At 69.6% G+C, this 14,849-nt stretch carries 18 protein-coding genes; 9 read left to right on the top strand and 9 right to left on the bottom strand.

The window, feature by feature from the left end:
* Positions 1–52 precede the first annotated feature (52 nt).
* The 3 genes from hemA to ahbB are packed head-to-tail and all read right to left on the bottom strand — an operon-like array spanning position 53 to position 3,101.
* A complete protein-coding gene (gene hemA, locus MX571_RS09340; RefSeq protein WP_247415792.1) occupies positions 53–1,399 on the bottom strand; it encodes a glutamyl-tRNA reductase in 1,347 nt (448 codons plus the stop codon).
* Complete coding sequence (locus MX571_RS09335) at positions 1,396–2,034, bottom strand: precorrin-2 dehydrogenase/sirohydrochlorin ferrochelatase family protein (RefSeq protein ID WP_247415789.1); 639 nt, start codon at positions 2,032–2,034, stop codon at positions 1,396–1,398. Before MX571_RS09335 ends, hemA begins: the two co-directional genes overlap by 4 nt.
* Positions 2,035–2,042: 8 nt before the next feature.
* Positions 2,043–3,101 carry a siroheme decarboxylase subunit beta gene (ahbB, locus tag MX571_RS09330; RefSeq protein ID WP_247415785.1) on the bottom strand — a complete coding sequence of 353 codons (1,059 nt, stop codon included), beginning with the start codon at positions 3,099–3,101 and terminating at the stop codon, positions 2,043–2,045.
* 143 nt (positions 3,102–3,244) lie between these two features.
* On the opposite strand from ahbB, the gene MX571_RS09325 reads away from it, so the two are divergent.
* The gene (locus MX571_RS09325; RefSeq protein WP_247415783.1) at positions 3,245–3,403 is read left to right on the top strand and encodes a hypothetical protein; all 159 of its coding nucleotides are present in this window, start codon (positions 3,245–3,247) and stop codon (positions 3,401–3,403) included.
* Positions 3,404–3,512: 109 nt separating this feature from the next.
* On the opposite strand, the gene MX571_RS09320 is transcribed toward MX571_RS09325, so the two are convergent.
* From MX571_RS09320 to MX571_RS09310, 3 genes are all read right to left on the bottom strand, one after another.
* Positions 3,513–3,905, bottom strand: coding sequence for a DUF5778 family protein (locus tag MX571_RS09320; RefSeq protein ID WP_247415780.1), 393 nt, complete (start codon positions 3,903–3,905; stop codon positions 3,513–3,515).
* 143 nt (positions 3,906–4,048) lie between these two features.
* Positions 4,049–4,243, bottom strand: a complete 195-nt coding sequence (locus MX571_RS09315; protein ID WP_166968124.1) for a cold-shock protein — start codon at positions 4,241–4,243, stop codon at positions 4,049–4,051.
* A 2-nt stretch (positions 4,244–4,245) separates the two neighbouring features.
* The gene (locus MX571_RS09310; RefSeq protein WP_247415778.1) at positions 4,246–4,440 is read right to left on the bottom strand and encodes a cold-shock protein; all 195 of its coding nucleotides are present in this window, start codon (positions 4,438–4,440) and stop codon (positions 4,246–4,248) included.
* A 97-nt stretch (positions 4,441–4,537) separates the two neighbouring features.
* Between MX571_RS09310 and uppS the strand changes: the two genes are divergently transcribed.
* Positions 4,538–5,437 (top strand): polyprenyl diphosphate synthase, encoded by a 900-nt coding sequence (gene uppS / locus MX571_RS09305; protein ID WP_368409006.1) that lies wholly within the window; start codon positions 4,538–4,540, stop codon positions 5,435–5,437.
* 52 nt (positions 5,438–5,489) lie between these two features.
* Here uppS and MX571_RS09300 read toward each other — a convergent pair whose 3' ends face one another.
* Positions 5,490–6,098 carry an undecaprenyl diphosphate synthase family protein gene (locus MX571_RS09300; protein WP_247415775.1) on the bottom strand — a complete coding sequence of 203 codons (609 nt, stop codon included), beginning with the start codon at positions 6,096–6,098 and terminating at the stop codon, positions 5,490–5,492.
* Between the two features lie 142 nt (positions 6,099–6,240).
* On the opposite strand from MX571_RS09300, the gene MX571_RS09295 reads away from it, so the two are divergent.
* The gene (locus MX571_RS09295) at positions 6,241–7,626 is read left to right on the top strand and encodes a DUF92 domain-containing protein (protein ID WP_247415772.1); all 1,386 of its coding nucleotides are present in this window, start codon (positions 6,241–6,243) and stop codon (positions 7,624–7,626) included.
* A gap of 90 nt (positions 7,627–7,716) precedes the next feature.
* Positions 7,717–8,760, top strand: coding sequence for an FAD-binding oxidoreductase (locus MX571_RS09290; RefSeq protein ID WP_247415769.1), 1,044 nt, complete (start codon positions 7,717–7,719; stop codon positions 8,758–8,760).
* A gap of 71 nt (positions 8,761–8,831) precedes the next feature.
* On the opposite strand, the gene dnaG is transcribed toward MX571_RS09290, so the two are convergent.
* Positions 8,832–10,337, bottom strand: a complete 1,506-nt coding sequence (gene dnaG, locus MX571_RS09285; RefSeq protein WP_247415767.1) for a DNA primase DnaG — start codon at positions 10,335–10,337, stop codon at positions 8,832–8,834.
* A 302-nt stretch (positions 10,338–10,639) separates the two neighbouring features.
* Between dnaG and MX571_RS09280 the strand changes: the two genes are divergently transcribed.
* Both MX571_RS09280 and MX571_RS09275 read left to right on the top strand, forming a co-directional pair.
* On the top strand, positions 10,640–10,888 hold the full coding sequence (locus tag MX571_RS09280) for a DUF3311 domain-containing protein (RefSeq protein ID WP_247415764.1): 249 nt from the start codon (positions 10,640–10,642) through the stop codon (positions 10,886–10,888).
* The gene (locus MX571_RS09275; RefSeq protein ID WP_247415761.1) at positions 10,885–12,453 is read left to right on the top strand and encodes a sodium:solute symporter family protein; all 1,569 of its coding nucleotides are present in this window, start codon (positions 10,885–10,887) and stop codon (positions 12,451–12,453) included. The genes MX571_RS09280 and MX571_RS09275 overlap by 4 nt, the downstream gene beginning before the upstream one ends.
* A 206-nt stretch (positions 12,454–12,659) precedes the next feature.
* Here the strand turns inward: MX571_RS09275 and MX571_RS09270 are convergent, their stop codons facing one another.
* Positions 12,660–13,361: an SDR family NAD(P)-dependent oxidoreductase gene (locus MX571_RS09270; protein ID WP_247415758.1), complete on the bottom strand. Its 702-nt coding sequence runs from the start codon at positions 13,359–13,361 to the stop codon at positions 12,660–12,662.
* A 75-nt stretch (positions 13,362–13,436) separates the two neighbouring features.
* On the opposite strand from MX571_RS09270, the gene MX571_RS09265 reads away from it, so the two are divergent.
* From MX571_RS09265 to MX571_RS09255, 3 genes are read left to right on the top strand one after another with little or no spacing between them, the layout of a single operon-like run.
* Positions 13,437–13,712: a 4a-hydroxytetrahydrobiopterin dehydratase gene (locus MX571_RS09265; RefSeq protein WP_247415755.1), complete on the top strand. Its 276-nt coding sequence runs from the start codon at positions 13,437–13,439 to the stop codon at positions 13,710–13,712.
* 16 nt (positions 13,713–13,728) lie between these two features.
* The gene (gene lwrS, locus MX571_RS09260) at positions 13,729–14,121 is read left to right on the top strand and encodes an LWR-salt protein (RefSeq protein WP_247415752.1); all 393 of its coding nucleotides are present in this window, start codon (positions 13,729–13,731) and stop codon (positions 14,119–14,121) included.
* 29 nt (positions 14,122–14,150) lie between these two features.
* Positions 14,151–14,831 carry an HAD family hydrolase gene (locus MX571_RS09255; protein WP_247415749.1) on the top strand — a complete coding sequence of 227 codons (681 nt, stop codon included), beginning with the start codon at positions 14,151–14,153 and terminating at the stop codon, positions 14,829–14,831.
* Positions 14,832–14,849: the final 18 nt, after the last annotated feature.

The following is a 14,849-nucleotide window of genomic DNA, read 5'->3' as shown; positions in this document are numbered from 1 at the left end:
GGCGTCGAGTGACGCCCGGCGGAGCGTCGGCGGGCGACGAGCCGGAGCGCGTTCAGTCGTCGAGCTGTTCGAACACGCCCTGGGGCATGCTGTCGCGGACGGACTCGGGGAGGTCCTCGGGGGCCGCGTTCGACGGTATCGGTGGAACGGACTCCCCACCGTCGCTCGGGTCGAACAGGCGGAGCGCGGTGTGGATGGTCGACCAGTCGTCGCGCTCGGCGGCGTCGCGGAGGCTCTGCGTCGGGGCGGCCAGCAGTTGCCCGACCAGCGCGTCGGCGAGCGACTCGACGACCTCGCGGCGCTCCGCGTCGGTCTCGGCCGCGTCGAGCCGGGACATCGCGGTGGCGAGCTCCTTCCCCTTGATGCGCTCTGCCCCCTCGTACATCGCGCCGATGACCTCGTCGGCGCGTTTGCGCTTGTACTGGGCAAGCAGGTTCTCGAACTCGCGGTCAATCATCGCCTCGACCTCGCGGGCTGCCAGCGCGCGCTGTTCGGCGGTGGCGTCGGTTACGTCCTGGAGCGTGTCCAGGTCGACGACCGTGACGTGCCTCAGCGACTCGACGGAGTCGCAGATGTCGCGGGGGCGCGCGAGGTCCACGAGGTACGTCTCGCCGGCCGTCGCCAGGTGGTCGGCGTCGATGACCGCGCCCGAGGCGCTCGTCGCCGAGACGACGACGTCCGCGACTTCGAGCGCCGGTGCGAGTGCACCGAGACCGACGACGCTCGTCTCGGTGTCGAGCGTCCGCGCGACGTGCTCCGCGTTGGCGAGCGTCCGGTTTGCGACGACGACGTGGTCGACGCGTTCGGCGAGCGACCGCGCTGCGAGCGTCCCCATCTCGCCCGTCCCGACGACGAGTGCGGTCGTGTCGTCGAGGCCGTCGTCGAGGTCCGACTCGGCGAGGCGGACCGCCGCGCTCCCGAGCGAGACGACGCCCTCGTTGATGGCCGTCTCGGAGCGCGCCCGTTCGCCGACGTGGATGGCCTTCGTCAGCGCCTCTTCGAGGACGGGACCGACGCCGCCCGCCGCTCGGGCGGCGAGGTACGCGTCCCGGAACTGCCCGAGAATCTGGTCCTCGCCGACGACGAGCGACTCCAGGCCGCAGGCGACGCGCATGAGGTGCCGGAGGCTCGTCTCGTGGTCCATCGTCGTCACGCTCTCGGCGGGCACGTCCTCGACGACGGTCGCGAGTGCGGACCGACCAGCAGCGCCGTCGTCGGTGACGACGAACGCCTCCACCCGGTTGCACGTCTGGAGGGCGAACGCCTCGTCGACCTCGGGGACGTCGAGCAGCGAGCCGACCATCGCGCGGGCGTCCTCGGCGGCCGCCGCGTCGATGGCGTCGAGGTCCGCGCGCTGGTGGGCGACGCTGACCCCGGCGATGACACTCGCGGCGGTCACGGCGACTCACCCAGGTGTTCGGAGACGATTTCGTCCACTATCTGTCGGGGCTTAGCGCCTCCATCACCTAAAGCCTTCCAAACCCGGTCGGAGCGAACCACCGCACGGAGGGCCGCACGCCGCCGTTCCGGGGGGTGCTCAGCCCGGAGGTCTCGGCGAGTCTCGGCCAGCAGCGTCGCCAGTTCGCCCGCCCCCTCGACCTCTCGCTCGACGCGCCGGCGGAGCACCTTCGTCAGCGCCGGGACGCCGGTCGAGAGGCCCACGACCACCTCCCCCTCGCGGACGATGGAGGGGACAGCGACGTGGTCGGGGTCGCGTTCGCCCGCCCGGTCGGCGCGGTTGTACAGCAGGTCACGGTCGCGGGCGCTCGTCTCGACGGCAGCGTTGACCGCTTCGTCGTCGGTCGCCGCGACCACGAGCGCCGGGCCGAAGCGTTCGACCCAGTCGCCCACCTCGTCAGGTCCGGGGGCCGCTCGGACGCGGTCGGCGTCGCCGAACGAACGCTCGGCGAACGCCGGGCTGACGACGACCACCCGACTCTCCGCAGCGAACGTTCGGGCGCGCCGGGCACCGACGCGGCCGCCGCCGAAGACGAGCACCGTCTCGTCGGACAGGTCGTGGAGCAGTGGGAGCACGACGACCGCTACTCCGTGTTCGCGTCCGCGCGTTCGGCCATCCTGATGCCGGTCTTCTTCAGGATGCGCGTCGAGAACAGCGTGTCCCAGTCCTCCTCGCCCACCTCCCAGAATTCGTCCATCCGGTCGTGGACCTGATCGATGCGCTCGCGGCTCTCGGCCTCGCTCCGGCCGTGAGTCATCGCGAAGAAGTTGTACGGCCAGACGCCCTCGTGGCGGGGCCGCTGGTAGCAGTGCGTGACGAAGTCCAGCGACGCGACGGCGGGGCCGACCTCCTCGACCAGGTCGTCGGGCACGTTCCAGACCGTCATCCCGTTCTCGCTGTACCCCAGCGCGTAGTGGTTCGGGATGACGCCGACGCGGCGGACCTTCCCCTCCAGGTCGAACCGTTTGATCGTACGGACGACCCAGTCGGTGTCCTGTCCGACGGCGTCGGCGACGTCGGCGTAGGGCGTCGCCGTAATCGGGAGGCCGCCCTGGATTTCGAGGACCAGGTCCCGCTCCGCGGGCGTCAGCGTCGTCCGCTCCTCCGGCGTCACGTCCGGGCCGAGGTGCGACAGGTCGACGTCGCCGTCGGCGACGGGGCCGTCGAGCAGGAACTTCGCCTCGACGCGGAACTCGCGTTCCTTCGGCAGGTTGTACGTCTCCTGGACCGTCTCCGCCTCGATGTCGGCCAGCACGCGTTCGACCTCCTCCTCGTCGGCCACGCTGACGACGAACCACATGTTGAGGTGCGGGTGTTCGCGCTCGTAGTTGTGAGCCACCTCGCGGTGGGCGTTGACCTGTTCGGCCACCTCGTCGAACCGGTCGGGCGGGGCGTGCATCGCCACGAGCGTCGCCGTCCCGCCGATGGCCTCCGCGTTCACGAGCGCACCGAACCGCGTCAGGACCCCTTCCTCGTCGAGGTGCTGGACGCGGTCGAGGAGTTCGTCGGCGGTCACGTCGACGCCCCGCTCGCGGAGTGCAGCGCTCGCCGGGTCGAACGGCCGCTCACAGACCGGGAACCCGCCCTGAAAGGCGTTGAGGACCGCCCGGTCGAGTCGGTCCAACTGCTCGGCCGTGTTCATGCCCGCCTCTCGGACCTACCCGGTGATAAGAACCGCGTTCGCGTCGGCGTGTTCGGGACGGCTGGACGGTGTCCACTCCGGATGCGTACAGGTCGGCGAGCGTGCCCGTGGTGTTGATAAGGCGTGGGAAGCTATCGGATACCATGAGCGTCTTCGTCTCCTGCGAGGAGTGTTCGCGAAGCGAGAAGTACGACGACGAGCACGCCGCCCGCGCCGACGGGTGGTCGGACCTGACCATCGACGGGATGGTCGGCCCCGCCAACCAGTCGGAGTACCGCGGTCGCTGTCCGGACCACGACTGACCGATCGAGTTCTACGACGGGACATCGGCCGCCGCTCCCCGTCTGTTCTAATCACGGAGCGTCGGCACGACCGCCGGTCGCTATCTCGCCGCCACTCACCGACGCGCTCTCACGAGCCTTCGACGCCGGTGACGCGGAAGCCGAGGTCCTCGACGTCCGAGACGATGGCCGACTGGTCGGCGTCGGCCTCGTAGTAGAACACCACCTCGAACGTGCCGTCGCGGAGCAGCTGCTGGCACTCCCAGACGAACGCGTCCTCCTCGATGGTCAGCCCCTGGTGCTGGTTGAGGCCGAACTGGGAGTCGTCGTTGCCCGAGTAGACGTACCACTCGCCAGCGTCGGCGTGCTCGGCGATGACGTCGCCGACGTCGAGCGTCGCCTGGTGGAGCGCGGCCTCGTCGTCGCCGATGTCGGTGTGGACGATGACGCCGTTCAACTGGATGTCACCGGGTTCGAGTAGCGCCTTCGCCCGCTCGTAGAGGTCCCTGTCGACGGTCTCCATACCCGACCCTCTCCGTCGACAGGGTTACCTCTCACGGTCCGCGAGCACGCCTCGACCGGGCCGCGGCGAGAACGCCGGTCGAGGAGCGCTGTCGCTGGCGGCGTCGAAATACCGAGAATCGTTGTTCGTCGTGTGAGCGCGTCTTACAGGCGGGTGACGTTGGTCGCGCGCGGACCCTTGTCGGCCTGTTCGATGTCGAACTCGACTTCCTGGCCCTCTTCGAGGTCCGGACCGCCGACGTCCTCCATGTGGAAGAAGACGTCCTCGTCCGCGTCGTCCGTCTCGATGAAGCCGTAGCCGCCCGTGTCGTTGAAGAAGTCGACTTTGCCTTTCGCCATCGTTAGAGACGCTCCAGATTGGTCGCCCGCGGGCCTTTGTCGGCCTGCTCGATGTCGAATTCTACCTCCTGGCCTTCCTCGAGGTCCGGGCCGCCGACGTCCTCCATGTGGAAGAAGACGTCCTCGTCGGAGTCCTCGGTCTTGATAAAGCCGTAACCGCCTGTGTCGTTGAAGAAATCAACCGTACCGGTCGCCATTGCAACTGTCTGTTGTCGTCACCGCATAAAAACCCTCCGAGGCGTCTCGTCGGGACGTGTCACAAGACTCATGTCCGCACCACGACTCCCACCGGCCATGAAACGGCGGGTCCGTCGGGCAGGACGGCGGCTCTACGAGCGACTGCTGGAACGAGAGGTGGAGGGCGTGCCCACCCACATCGCGGTGATTCAGGACGGGAACCGCCGCTACGCGAAGGGCCGCGACTCGGGCACTCGTGCCGGGTACAAGGCGGGTGCGCGGACGACCGAGTCGATGCTCTCGTGGTGTTCGGAGCTCGGCATCGAGGAGGTGACGCTGTACGCGTTCTCGACCGAGAACTTCGACCGCCCGCCCGAACAGCAGGAGCAGCTGTTCGACCTCATCGAGCAGAAGCTGTACGAGTTCGCCGACGACGAGGAGGTCCACGACGAGCAGGTCCACATCCGCGCCATCGGCCAGCTCGACCTCCTCCCCGAGCGAGTCATCGAGGCCATCGACTACGCCGAGTCCCGGACCGAGCAGTACGACGAGCAGTACCTGAACGTCGCGCTGGCGTACGGCGGCCGCGCGGAACTGCTCGACGCCGCCCGCGAGGTCTGCGAGGAGGTCGAAGCCGGGACACAGGACCCCGAGGCAGTGGACATCGACTGCATCGAGGACCGACTCACCGAGCGACCCGCCCGCGACGTGGACCTCATCATCCGCACCGGCGGCGACGAGCGCACCTCGAACTTCCTCCCGTGGCACGCCAACGGCAACGAGGCGGCGGTGTTCTTCTGTGCGCCGTACTGGCCCGAGTTCTCCCGCGTCGACCTGCTGCGGGCCATCCGGACCTACCAGTCCCGGCAGGCGTCGTGGCGGCGCACCCGGACGGACCGCGCGCTGGCGCTGTTGCAGGCCGTCGGCGCGGACCGTGCGGTCGTCTCGCGACTCACGGAGAAGGTCGGCGAGATTCCGGAGGCGGACCTCGACGACATCGAACCGACGGCGGACTGAACGCGACGAACGCGGCGACCGTCCTCCTCGAAGCCCTCACTCTCCGAGACGCTCACTCACCGAAGCGGCGCTGCCGGTCCTGGTAGTCCCTGAGCGCGCGGAGGTAGTCGCGCTCGCGGAAGTCCCGCCAGTTGACGTCGGTGAAGTACAGTTCGGAGTACACCGACTGCCAGATCATGAAGTCCGAGAGCCGTTCGGCTCCCGTCTTGATGACGAGGTCCGGCGCGGTCGGGAAGACGAGTTCGTCCTCGATGGTGTCCTCGTCGACGTCCGCGCTGGAGAGGTCGCCCCGGTCGACGGCCTCGGCGACGTTCCGGACCGCGTTGGCGAACTCGGCCCGGCCGCCGAGGCCGATGGAGACCTGCACGGGTGCGTCGGCGCGTTCGGCGTCGTCGGGACCGCGGACCGCGAGTTCGCGCGGCGAGTCGAGGTCCGCGAGCGTGCGCCGGAGCGTCGGGACCGCCGCCTCGTCGAGGACGCTGACGTACACCATCACGCGCTCCGCGCCCATCTCGAACGCCAGCCCGAGGAACCGTTCGAGCGTCCGGTAGGCCTCCTGTTCGAGCAGGTCGCGCTCGGTGATGACGAGCGCGATGGTGCCCGGCAGGGGCGCGTCGTCCCGGCGGACGCGAGCGGCGAGGTAGCGGTCGTACAGTCCCACGCCTGTCGCTCGTCGTGGGCGAACGTAAGGCCTACGGGAGCGGACGGCGGCGGAGCGGCCCGCCAGGCGACCCTCGGCGACGGCGACGACCGGTGCGGCACGTCCCGGACCTGTTAAGTGTTCATCGGGGGAATCGTTCGTCGTGTCTCAGACGGTTCGACGGGCGGGTGCGTACACGCTCGTCTCACTCCTCGCTCTCGTCGCACCCGTCTCACCCGCGGTCGCCGACCGCCTCGCGCTGCCAGCGACGGTGGGCGACTCCGCCGCCGTCGGTATTCCGACGGCCGCCGTCGTCACCGCCGCGCCGTTCGTTCTCCTCGCTCTCGCCGCGTTCGTCGTCCCCGAGGACAGCGCACTGTTCGACCTGTTCGCCAGACCGTCGGACTACGAGGAGGGGACGCTGTACGGCCTCGTCGGGTTCTCGCTCGCCGCGGCCGCGCTCGCACTGGTCGGGACCAGCTTCGACCTCCCGATGACCGTCTACGTCACCAGCGTCGTCCTGCTGGCGTTCGGGACGCTCGCCGAGAAGGCGTCGCTCGAACTGTCGAGCGACCGGTTCCTCGCGACGACGGCGTTCGCGGTCGCCGCGTTCGGCGCGGGGGTGCTCGCTCAGGTCGCCGTCGCCGCGCTCGGCGAGACGGCGTTCACCCCCCCACAGGCCGTGTTCCTCGCGGCGAGCGGCGCGATGCTCGCCGCGCTCCTCCGCTCGATGCTGTACGACCGCGACGACCCGCTCGTGATGACCTCGACGGCGCTCGTGCTGTGGCTGTTCGCCGACCTGCCGCTCGACCTGACGGCGACGCAGGTGGTCGTCGCCATCGCCGTCTCGCTGGCGCTCGGCTACGCCTCCTACGCGTTGCAGACCGGCTCCGTCACCGGCGTCCTGACCGGGACGCTGCTGGCCTTCCTCTCGGTCGTCCTCGGCAGTTACGGCTGGTTCGCCGTGCTCATCTCCTTCTTCGCCATCGGCGGTCTCTCGACGAAGTTTCGCTACGACGACAAACTCGACCGCGGCATCGCCGAGGAGAACGAGGGCGCACGCGGGAGCGGTAACGTCCTCGCCAACTCCGCCGCCGCGCTGGTCGCGTTGCTCGGCTGGGCTGCTCACGGCCACATCGGCGTCCCGCAGGACCTCTTCCTGTTCGCGTTCGCCGGGTCGGTCGCCGCCGCGATGAGCGACACGCTCTCCTCGGAGATCGGCGGCCTCTACGACGACCCGCGGCTCATCACGACGTTCCAGACCGTCCCGCCGGGGACCGACGGCGGCGTCACGTGGCAGGGCGGACTCGCTGGTCTCGTCGGGGCGTGCATCGTCGGCCTCATCTCGTGGGTAGCGTTCCAGCTGTCGCCGACCGGGACTGGCGTGGTCGTCCTCGCGGGCGTCTGCGGGATGGTCGTCGACTCGCTGCTCGGCGCGACCGTGGAGGGGACGCTGCTCGACAACAAGGGCGTCAACTTCGTCGCGACGACGGCCGCCGGCGTCGTCGCGGCCGCACTCGCCGTCGCCGTCGGCATCGTCGCGTTCTGAGGGCCGGGTCGGCAACTCGGGGCGGAACCGGAGACCGAGGTTCGACGAGCGCGGTGTAGGTTTATCCGCGTCGCGGGAGCAGGGGACCCCATGGAGGTCAAACAGCACGACGCCATCGAGGCCGCCGCCGAGGAACTGCCGCTCGTGGCCGAGGAGTGCGTCGTGACCCAGGTGACCGCGATGGACGACGAGCGCCACGACGCCGTGGCCGACGCCGTCGCGACGCTGCTCGACGCGCACAACGAGGACGACCTGCTGGAGTCGGGGTCGTGGGGACCGGACCCCATCGACTGGACGCAGGTCCGGGAGGCGCTCGACCCCAACTCGGGGAGCACGCTGGCGGCCAAACTCGACAAACTCCAGACGCGCGACGAACGCCCCTACCCGATGCTCGTCGAGATTCGCTTCGACCCCGACGCCCCCTTCGACTTCGCCCCCGGACAGTACCTCACGCTGCGCTACCAGGGCATCTCGCGGCCGTACTCCATCGCCAGTTCGCCCAACGAGGACGACATCGCGCTCTGTATCCGGCACGTCCCCGACGGTCACCTCACGCCGAAGCTGTGTGAGGGGCTTGAGACCGAGGAGTCCGTCGAGGTCCGCGGCCCGAACGGTGACTTCCTCCTCAACGACCCGTCGCGCCGCGACGTGGTGTTCCTCGCGACGGGCACCGGCGCGGCCCCGTTCTACTCGATGATCACGTACCTCTTCCAGGAGGGCGACGACGAGTTCGAGGGCGACCGCCGCGACGTCTGGCTGTTCCTCGGCTCCTCGTGGAAGGACGACATCCCGTACATGGACGAGTTCGAGGCACTCGACGAGGCACACGAGAACTTCCACTTCGTCCCGACCTGCTCGCGCGAGACGTACCTCTCGGACTGGGAGGGCGAGACGGCGTACGTCCAGCACACGCTGATGAAGTACCTCGAACACGGCGTCGTCTCCGACGACGTCGAGGAGTCGCTGGCCGCCTCCTCCGAGGAGGAACCGGTGTACGATATCGACGCGCGCATCGACCCGGCGAACATCGAGGCGTACGCCTGCGGCGTGAGCGCGATGGCGTACGGTCTCGTCGACGTGGCAGAGGCCATCGGCGTGCCGGAGCTACACGTCCACGTCGAAGGGTTCGGATAGCGGGACGGGACGAGCGACGACGGAGTCGGAAGGAGGGGGAACGGCCCGCGCGAGCGAGGGGAGCGAGGGGGTCAGTACTCGCGGGCGAGCAGGCGTTCGGCGGTGCGGACCCGGACGCTCGCCGGCCGCTTGACGAACTCGCCGACGGAGCGAGGGACGACGTTCTCGACGCCGCGCTGGGCGCAGACATCGAGGACGCGCTGTGGCAGTTCCGCGTCGAGGACGAGCGCGAACGGCACCGTCTCGGCGTCGCGGACGGCGTCGAACGCCTCCTCGGCGGGCGACTCGCCGACGACGCCCATCTCCTCGTCGAGCAACCGGGCCGTCCCGCTCCCGTCGGCGACGACGGCGCGGACGTGGCCACGGAGCGTCTCCGGGACGGCGAGTGGTTCGTCGTCGTCCGCCGCGTCGCCTCTGTCGGTCGCGTCGCCACCGGTCGACTCCTCTCCGGTCCCGGTGTCGGCCTCGGCGGGCGCTCCCTCCGTCGCTGGCGACGCCGTCGACGCGCTCCCCTGGACGGCGTCGACGACGGACTCCCCCTCTCCGGCGGCGACGACCGGCGCGCCAGCGCTGGCCGTGGAGTCCGTCGACTCGACCGCCGCGGTGCGCTCGGTCGGTGCCGACGCGACCCGACTGTCGCCGCCGTCGGAGACGCTCTGTCGCTCGGTGCTCGGTGCCGCGTCGGTGCGCTGAGTCGGGTCGGTGTCCGACCGCTCCGGCGCGTCGTCTGACGAAGTGGTGTCGCTCTCGACGGCCTCGCGGGCGCTGTCCGCCCCGGCGACGGAGTCGTAGGGCACCTTCTGACGGAGCGCCCGCATCACGTCGGCGCGGCCGAGGTCCTCGACGCTCTGGCCCGCGGGCGTGACGGCGACGTAGTCCACCTCGCCGACCTGCGCGAGTTCCTTCAGGATGAGGTCGCCGCCCCGGTCGCCGTCGAGGAAGGCGGTGACGATGCGTTCGTGGGTGAGGTCGGCGACGGCGTCGGGGACGTTCGTCCCCTCGACGGCGATGGCGTTCTTGACGCCGTAGCGCAGGAGCGTCAGCACGTCCGCGCGACCCTCGACGACGATGATGGCGTCGGAGTCGTGGACGCGCGGCCCCGCCGGGAAGCCCTCGTAGGTCGTGATGTCGTCGACGCGGATGGCCCGGCGGACCTCCTCGACGAGTTCGTCGCTGGTGAGCATCGACCCGTCGAACGCCTCGCCGAGCAGTTCCTTGGCGCGCTCGACGACGGCGCGACGTTTCGCTGCCCGTACGTCCTCGATGCGGTCGACGGAGATGGTCGCGCGACACGGTCCGACGCGTTCGATGGTCTCCAGCGACGCGCCGAGGATGGCCGTCTCGACCTGGTCGAGACCGCTGGCGATGGTGACGGTACCGAACGACTGCCCGTTCTGCGAGTCGACGGAGACGTCGATGCGACCGACCTTCGAGGAGTCCTGCAGGTCGCGCAGGTCGAGGTCGTCGCCAAGCAGGCCCTCGGTCTGCCCGAAGATGGCCCCGACGACGTCCGACCGCTCGACCACCCCCTCGGCCGTGATGTCGGCGTGGATGAGGTATTTCGCGGTGTCTTGCATGATGTGGTGAGTGCCCGTGAAGGCTGGATGGTGATGGCCCGCGCGTCGGCGCGGGTGTCAGTATAAATAGGCGCCGGTCGGGGTATAAAGCCACGTTTTCGTCCGACTCCTCCCCCCGGACCGTTTCGGCCCGCAGACTCATAGAATCAGTGACAGCTGGCTCGGCACGGTGGCGGGACCTGCGTCGCGACGCTCGGCCACCGACCACCACGACCGCCGTTATGAAGAACAAAATTCTTCGACCACCGTGATTGGTGGCTTTTAGCAACACTTAGATAGGGTCGTTACGTACGTCGGCCAACATGATCCGTCGAACCGAGCGGCTCCTGTGGCCCGTCGCCATGGCCCTGCTGGTCGTCTTCGCCGTCCCGTGGTTCCTGTGGCGAGACAGCACCGTCGTCGCCGGACTCCCGCTGTGGCTCTGGTGGCACGTCGGCTGGATGGTCCTCGCGTCGGGCGTGTTCGCCCTGTTCGCGCGCCGGGCGTGGGGCATCGGTATCGAGTCGCCCGACGACACGCACCCCGACAGCTCACGGGGTGACCGCGTATGAGCCAGCCAGCGACCGGGGTGTCGTCCGTACTCTCGGCCGTTCCGCTCCAGTCCACGCTCGCGGTCCAGACGGGCGTCATCGGCGCGTACCTGGTCGTCGCGCTCGCCGTCGGCCTCGTCGCCTACCGACTCAGCTCCGATACCGCCGAGGACTACTACCTCGCCTCGCGGACGCTCGGCACGGTCGTCCTGCTGTTCACGACGTTCGCGACGCTGCTGTCGGCGTTCACCTTCTTCGCGGGGCCGAACATCGCCTACTCGCTCGGCCCCGAGTGGATACTCGTCATGGGGTTGATGGACGGCATCCTGTTCGCCATCCTCTGGTACGTGCTGGGCTACAAGCAGTGGCTCGTCGGGCGCGTCCACGGCTACGTCACGCTCGGCGAGATGCTCGGCGACCGGTTCGGGTCGCGCAGCCTCCGCGTCCTCGTCGCCCTCGTGGGTCTGTTCTGGCTGTTCCCGTACGTGATGCTCCAGCAACGCGGCGCGGGCATCGCCCTCGAATCGCTGACCGACGGCGCGATCCCCTACTGGGTCGGCGCGGGCGGTATCACGCTGTTCATGATACTGTACGTCGGCATCAGCGGGATGCGCGGCGTCGCGTGGACCGACACGCTGCAGGGCGCGTTCATGCTCGTCGCGACGTGGGCCGCCGCGCTGTGGGTGCTGATGGAGGTTGGTGGCGCGGGCGCGGCGACCGACGCTCTCGCCGCGAGCAACCCCGAGTTCCTCGCACTCGGTGGCGGCGCGTACACCCAGCAGTACGTCGTCTCGACGGCGGTGAGCATCGCCTTCGGCGTCGCGATGTTCCCGCAGATCAACCAGCGGTTCTTCGCCGCGTCGTCGAAGCGCGTCCTCAAGCGGACGTTCACGCTCTGGCCCGTCCTCGTCCTGCTGCTGTTCGTCCCGGCGTTCATGCTCGGCGCGTGGGCGCAGGGCCTCGGCATCCAGGTTCCCGAGGGCGGCAACGTCGTCCCCATCCTGCTCAACGAGTACACGCCGGTCTGGTTCGCGGCGCTCGTCGTCGCCGGGGCCATCGCCGCGATGATGAGTTCCAGCGACTCGATGCTCCTCTCGGGCGCGTCGTACCTCACGCGGGACGTCTACCGGCCCCTCTTCGGGCGACCGGACCGCGAGGCGATGCTCGCCCGCGGCGGCGTCGTCGTGTTCGCCCTCGGGTCGTTCGTCGCCTCGCTCTTCACCAACCAGACGCTGTTCGTCATCGGCGACACGGCGTTCGGCGGCTTCGCGCAGATGACGCTCCCGGTGCTCGTCGCACTGTACTGGCGGCGGACGACCCGTACCGGTATCGCGACGGGCATCGTCGGCGCACAGGCGTTCTACCTCGTCCACGTCGCCGCGACGCTCCTCCCCGCCTCCAGCGTCCCGTTCGTCTCCGGGGACGTGTCGCTCGCCTCGCTCGGCGCGACGTACTACCTCGGCTGGACCCCCCAGATGGTCGGCATCCTGCTCTCGCTCGTCCTCACCGTCGGCGTGAGTCTCGTCACGGCCCCCGCCGACAGCGAGGAGCGCGCCGTCTACTTCGAGGGGCTGCGCGCGGACTGACCCCAATATCGGGCGAACCTTCTTCTCGAAAGCCGCGACCAGCGCCGCCGTGCACTGACCGTCGCCGCGAGAGCACGAGCGAGTCCCCATCTCGAACCGCTCCGAGCGGGAGCGGCGCGCGACCACCCTCTCGCGTCCCGCTGCCGGGTCGCCTGTTCGCCCCACCGCTCACCCCGTTCCCGACGGCTGCTAGACCCGCAGAACCCTCACCAGTCGACGACCTCCCTGTCGCGCCAGAGTCGTCCGCCAGGGCTACCGGGTCGGAAGCGCGCCAGCCAGACCGGCGTCTCCGCTCCCGCCTCGACGCTCCGCGTCGCCCCCGGCCCGCCCATGTCCGTCCGTACCCACCCCGGACAGACCGCGTTGGCGACGAGTTCGGGACCGTACTCGGCGTGGAGATACGCCGTCAGCGCGTTGAGGCCCGCCTTCGAGACGGCGTAGGGGCCGCGTCCGGTGCTCATCCCGCCGGAGAACTGCCCCGACCCCGAGGAGACGTTGACGACGCGGCCGCTCTCACCGACGAGCAACGACGGGAGCGCGTGCTTCGTCACCAGCATCGGCCCCCTGAGGTTGGTGTCGAGCGTCCGGTCGATACCCGACGTGGGGACGGTGTGGAGCGCCCCGGCCGGGCCGTAGACGCCCGCGTTGTTCACCAGCACGTCGAGGCGACCCTCCTCGCTCTCGACGCGGTCGATGGCCCCCTCGATGGTCCGCTCGTTGGTCACGTCGAGCCTGACCGGCACGAGCGCCGCGTCCGTGACGTCGTCGGTGTCTCGGGCGCCGGCGTACACCGTCGCGCCGAGGTCCGCGAGGTCGGCGGCGACCTCGGCCCCGATGCCGCGCGTCGCACCGGTCACGAGCGCGACCTGCCCCGCCAGCGAGTCGTACAGGTCGATATCCTCGTCCATACGGGAACTAGCGGTTCTACCGGCAAAACGTTCGCGCGCCGACGTTTTATCGGCCTGGGACCCGTCGATGGCGACATGGCCGACACACTGTCCGACGACGAGATCGAATCACGCATCCCCGACGACTGGGAGCGAGACGGCGACGAGATCGTCCGCACCTACGAGTTCGACTCGTACCTCGCGGGCGTCGGCTTCGCCGCGGGCGCGGGCGGCGTCGCGCAGGACGCCTTCCACCACCCGAGCATCACCATCGACTACGGCGAGGTCGAGGTGCGACTGACGAGTCACGAGGAGGGTGGCATCACCGAGAAGGACGTCGACCTCGCCGAGCGGTTCGACGACCTCCAGTAGTGGTGAGCGAGCGGAGATGAACGCCGCCTACGTCTTCCGCGTACGGTTCCACCTCGACCCGGCGCCGGATGTCGACGTCTCGCCCGAGCGGTTCGAGACGACGATGGAGCGTTCGGCCGCAGAACCGGGCCAGTCCGGCTGGCTGTTCTTCCGTGACAACCTCTGGCGTGGCGAGGTCAACGAGCCGTCGTACCAGCGCGAGCAGGCGGAGGCGGCGCTCGGCGTCCCCGTCGACGCCGTCGAGTTCCGCGAACTGCGGACCGACCGCGAGTACCGCGACGCCCTGGAGGCAGCCATCGCCGACGAACTCGATTCGGGGACCGCGACGTTCGGCAACGCCGAGACCGTCGAACGCGTCGTGACGAACTACCTCGGGAGTTCCGTCCACGTGCGCCCGGAAGACACTTGACACTCGGTATCGTAGTTCGTGTTCCCTAGATGTCTCCCTCCACCACCTACGACTTCTGGCTGCTCGACCTCGACGGGACGCTCATCGACGTCGAACCGACCTACGTCCGCGACGTGATGGCCGAGGTCGGCGACCGCATCGGCCACTCGTTCACCGAGCGGGAGTCGGAACTGCTCTGGCACGGCCTCGGCGGGTCGCGCGACGACCTCCTCCGAACCTGGGGGTACGACCCGCAGGCGTTCTGGTCGGTGTTCCACGACGTCGAGGACCCCATCGCCCGTGCGGAGCACTCGTTCGTCTACGACGACGCGGTACGGTTCGTCGCCGGCATCGACGCACCCGTCGGACTCGTCACCCACTCCCAGCAGTACCTCGCGGACGCCGCGCTCTCGACGCTCGACATCGGCGACTGGTTCGACACCGTCGTCTGCTGTGACGACGAACTGGGCTGGAAGCCCGACCCCGCGCCGCTCCACCTCGCCATGTCGAACCTCGGCGTCGGCAGCGGCCTCGCGAACGGGAGCGAGCGCGGCGTCCTCGTCGGCGACGGACCACAGGACGTCGGCGCGGCGTGGAACGCGGGTCTCGACGGCATCCACGTCGAGCGCCACGGCCACGAGCGCCGGGGGTCGTGCGTGCTCGGCGACCGCCGGGTGAGCGACCTCACCGAGATTCGACCCGTCGCGGCCGACGGCGGTACCGAACAGTAGTTCTATCGCTGGCGGTCG

The sequence above is a fragment of the Halomarina salina genome (genome assembly GCF_023074835.1).
GTDB classification, from domain to species: Archaea; Halobacteriota; Halobacteria; order Halobacteriales; family Haloarculaceae; genus Halomarina; species Halomarina salina.
The sequence above is the reverse complement of the archived record's forward strand: the minus strand, read 5'-3'. Positions and strand labels throughout refer to the sequence as shown.

Excerpts from the sequence above, each read along its gene's own strand:
- ahbB (WP_247415785.1), bottom strand. The coding sequence starts at position 3,101 with ATGAACACGGCCGAGCAGTTGGACCGACTCGACCGGGCGGTCCTCAAC.
- MX571_RS09325 (WP_247415783.1), top strand. The coding sequence starts at position 3,245 with ATGAGCGTCTTCGTCTCCTGCGAGGAGTGTTCGCGAAGCGAGAAGTAC.
- MX571_RS09320 (WP_247415780.1), bottom strand. The coding sequence starts at position 3,905 with ATGGAGACCGTCGACAGGGACCTCTACGAGCGGGCGAAGGCGCTACTC.
- MX571_RS09315 (WP_166968124.1), bottom strand. The coding sequence starts at position 4,243 with ATGGCGAAAGGCAAAGTCGACTTCTTCAACGACACGGGCGGCTACGGC.
- MX571_RS09310 (WP_247415778.1), bottom strand. The coding sequence starts at position 4,440 with ATGGCGACCGGTACGGTTGATTTCTTCAACGACACAGGCGGTTACGGC.
- uppS (WP_368409006.1), top strand. The coding sequence starts at position 4,538 with ATGAAACGGCGGGTCCGTCGGGCAGGACGGCGGCTCTACGAGCGACTG.
- MX571_RS09290 (WP_247415769.1), top strand. The coding sequence starts at position 7,717 with ATGGAGGTCAAACAGCACGACGCCATCGAGGCCGCCGCCGAGGAACTG.
- dnaG (WP_247415767.1), bottom strand. The coding sequence starts at position 10,337 with ATGCAAGACACCGCGAAATACCTCATCCACGCCGACATCACGGCCGAG.
- MX571_RS09280 (WP_247415764.1), top strand. The coding sequence starts at position 10,640 with ATGATCCGTCGAACCGAGCGGCTCCTGTGGCCCGTCGCCATGGCCCTG.
- MX571_RS09275 (WP_247415761.1), top strand. The coding sequence starts at position 10,885 with ATGAGCCAGCCAGCGACCGGGGTGTCGTCCGTACTCTCGGCCGTTCCG.
- MX571_RS09270 (WP_247415758.1), bottom strand. The coding sequence starts at position 13,361 with ATGGACGAGGATATCGACCTGTACGACTCGCTGGCGGGGCAGGTCGCG.
- MX571_RS09265 (WP_247415755.1), top strand. The coding sequence starts at position 13,437 with ATGGCCGACACACTGTCCGACGACGAGATCGAATCACGCATCCCCGAC.
- lwrS (WP_247415752.1), top strand. The coding sequence starts at position 13,729 with ATGAACGCCGCCTACGTCTTCCGCGTACGGTTCCACCTCGACCCGGCG.
- MX571_RS09255 (WP_247415749.1), top strand. The coding sequence starts at position 14,151 with ATGTCTCCCTCCACCACCTACGACTTCTGGCTGCTCGACCTCGACGGG.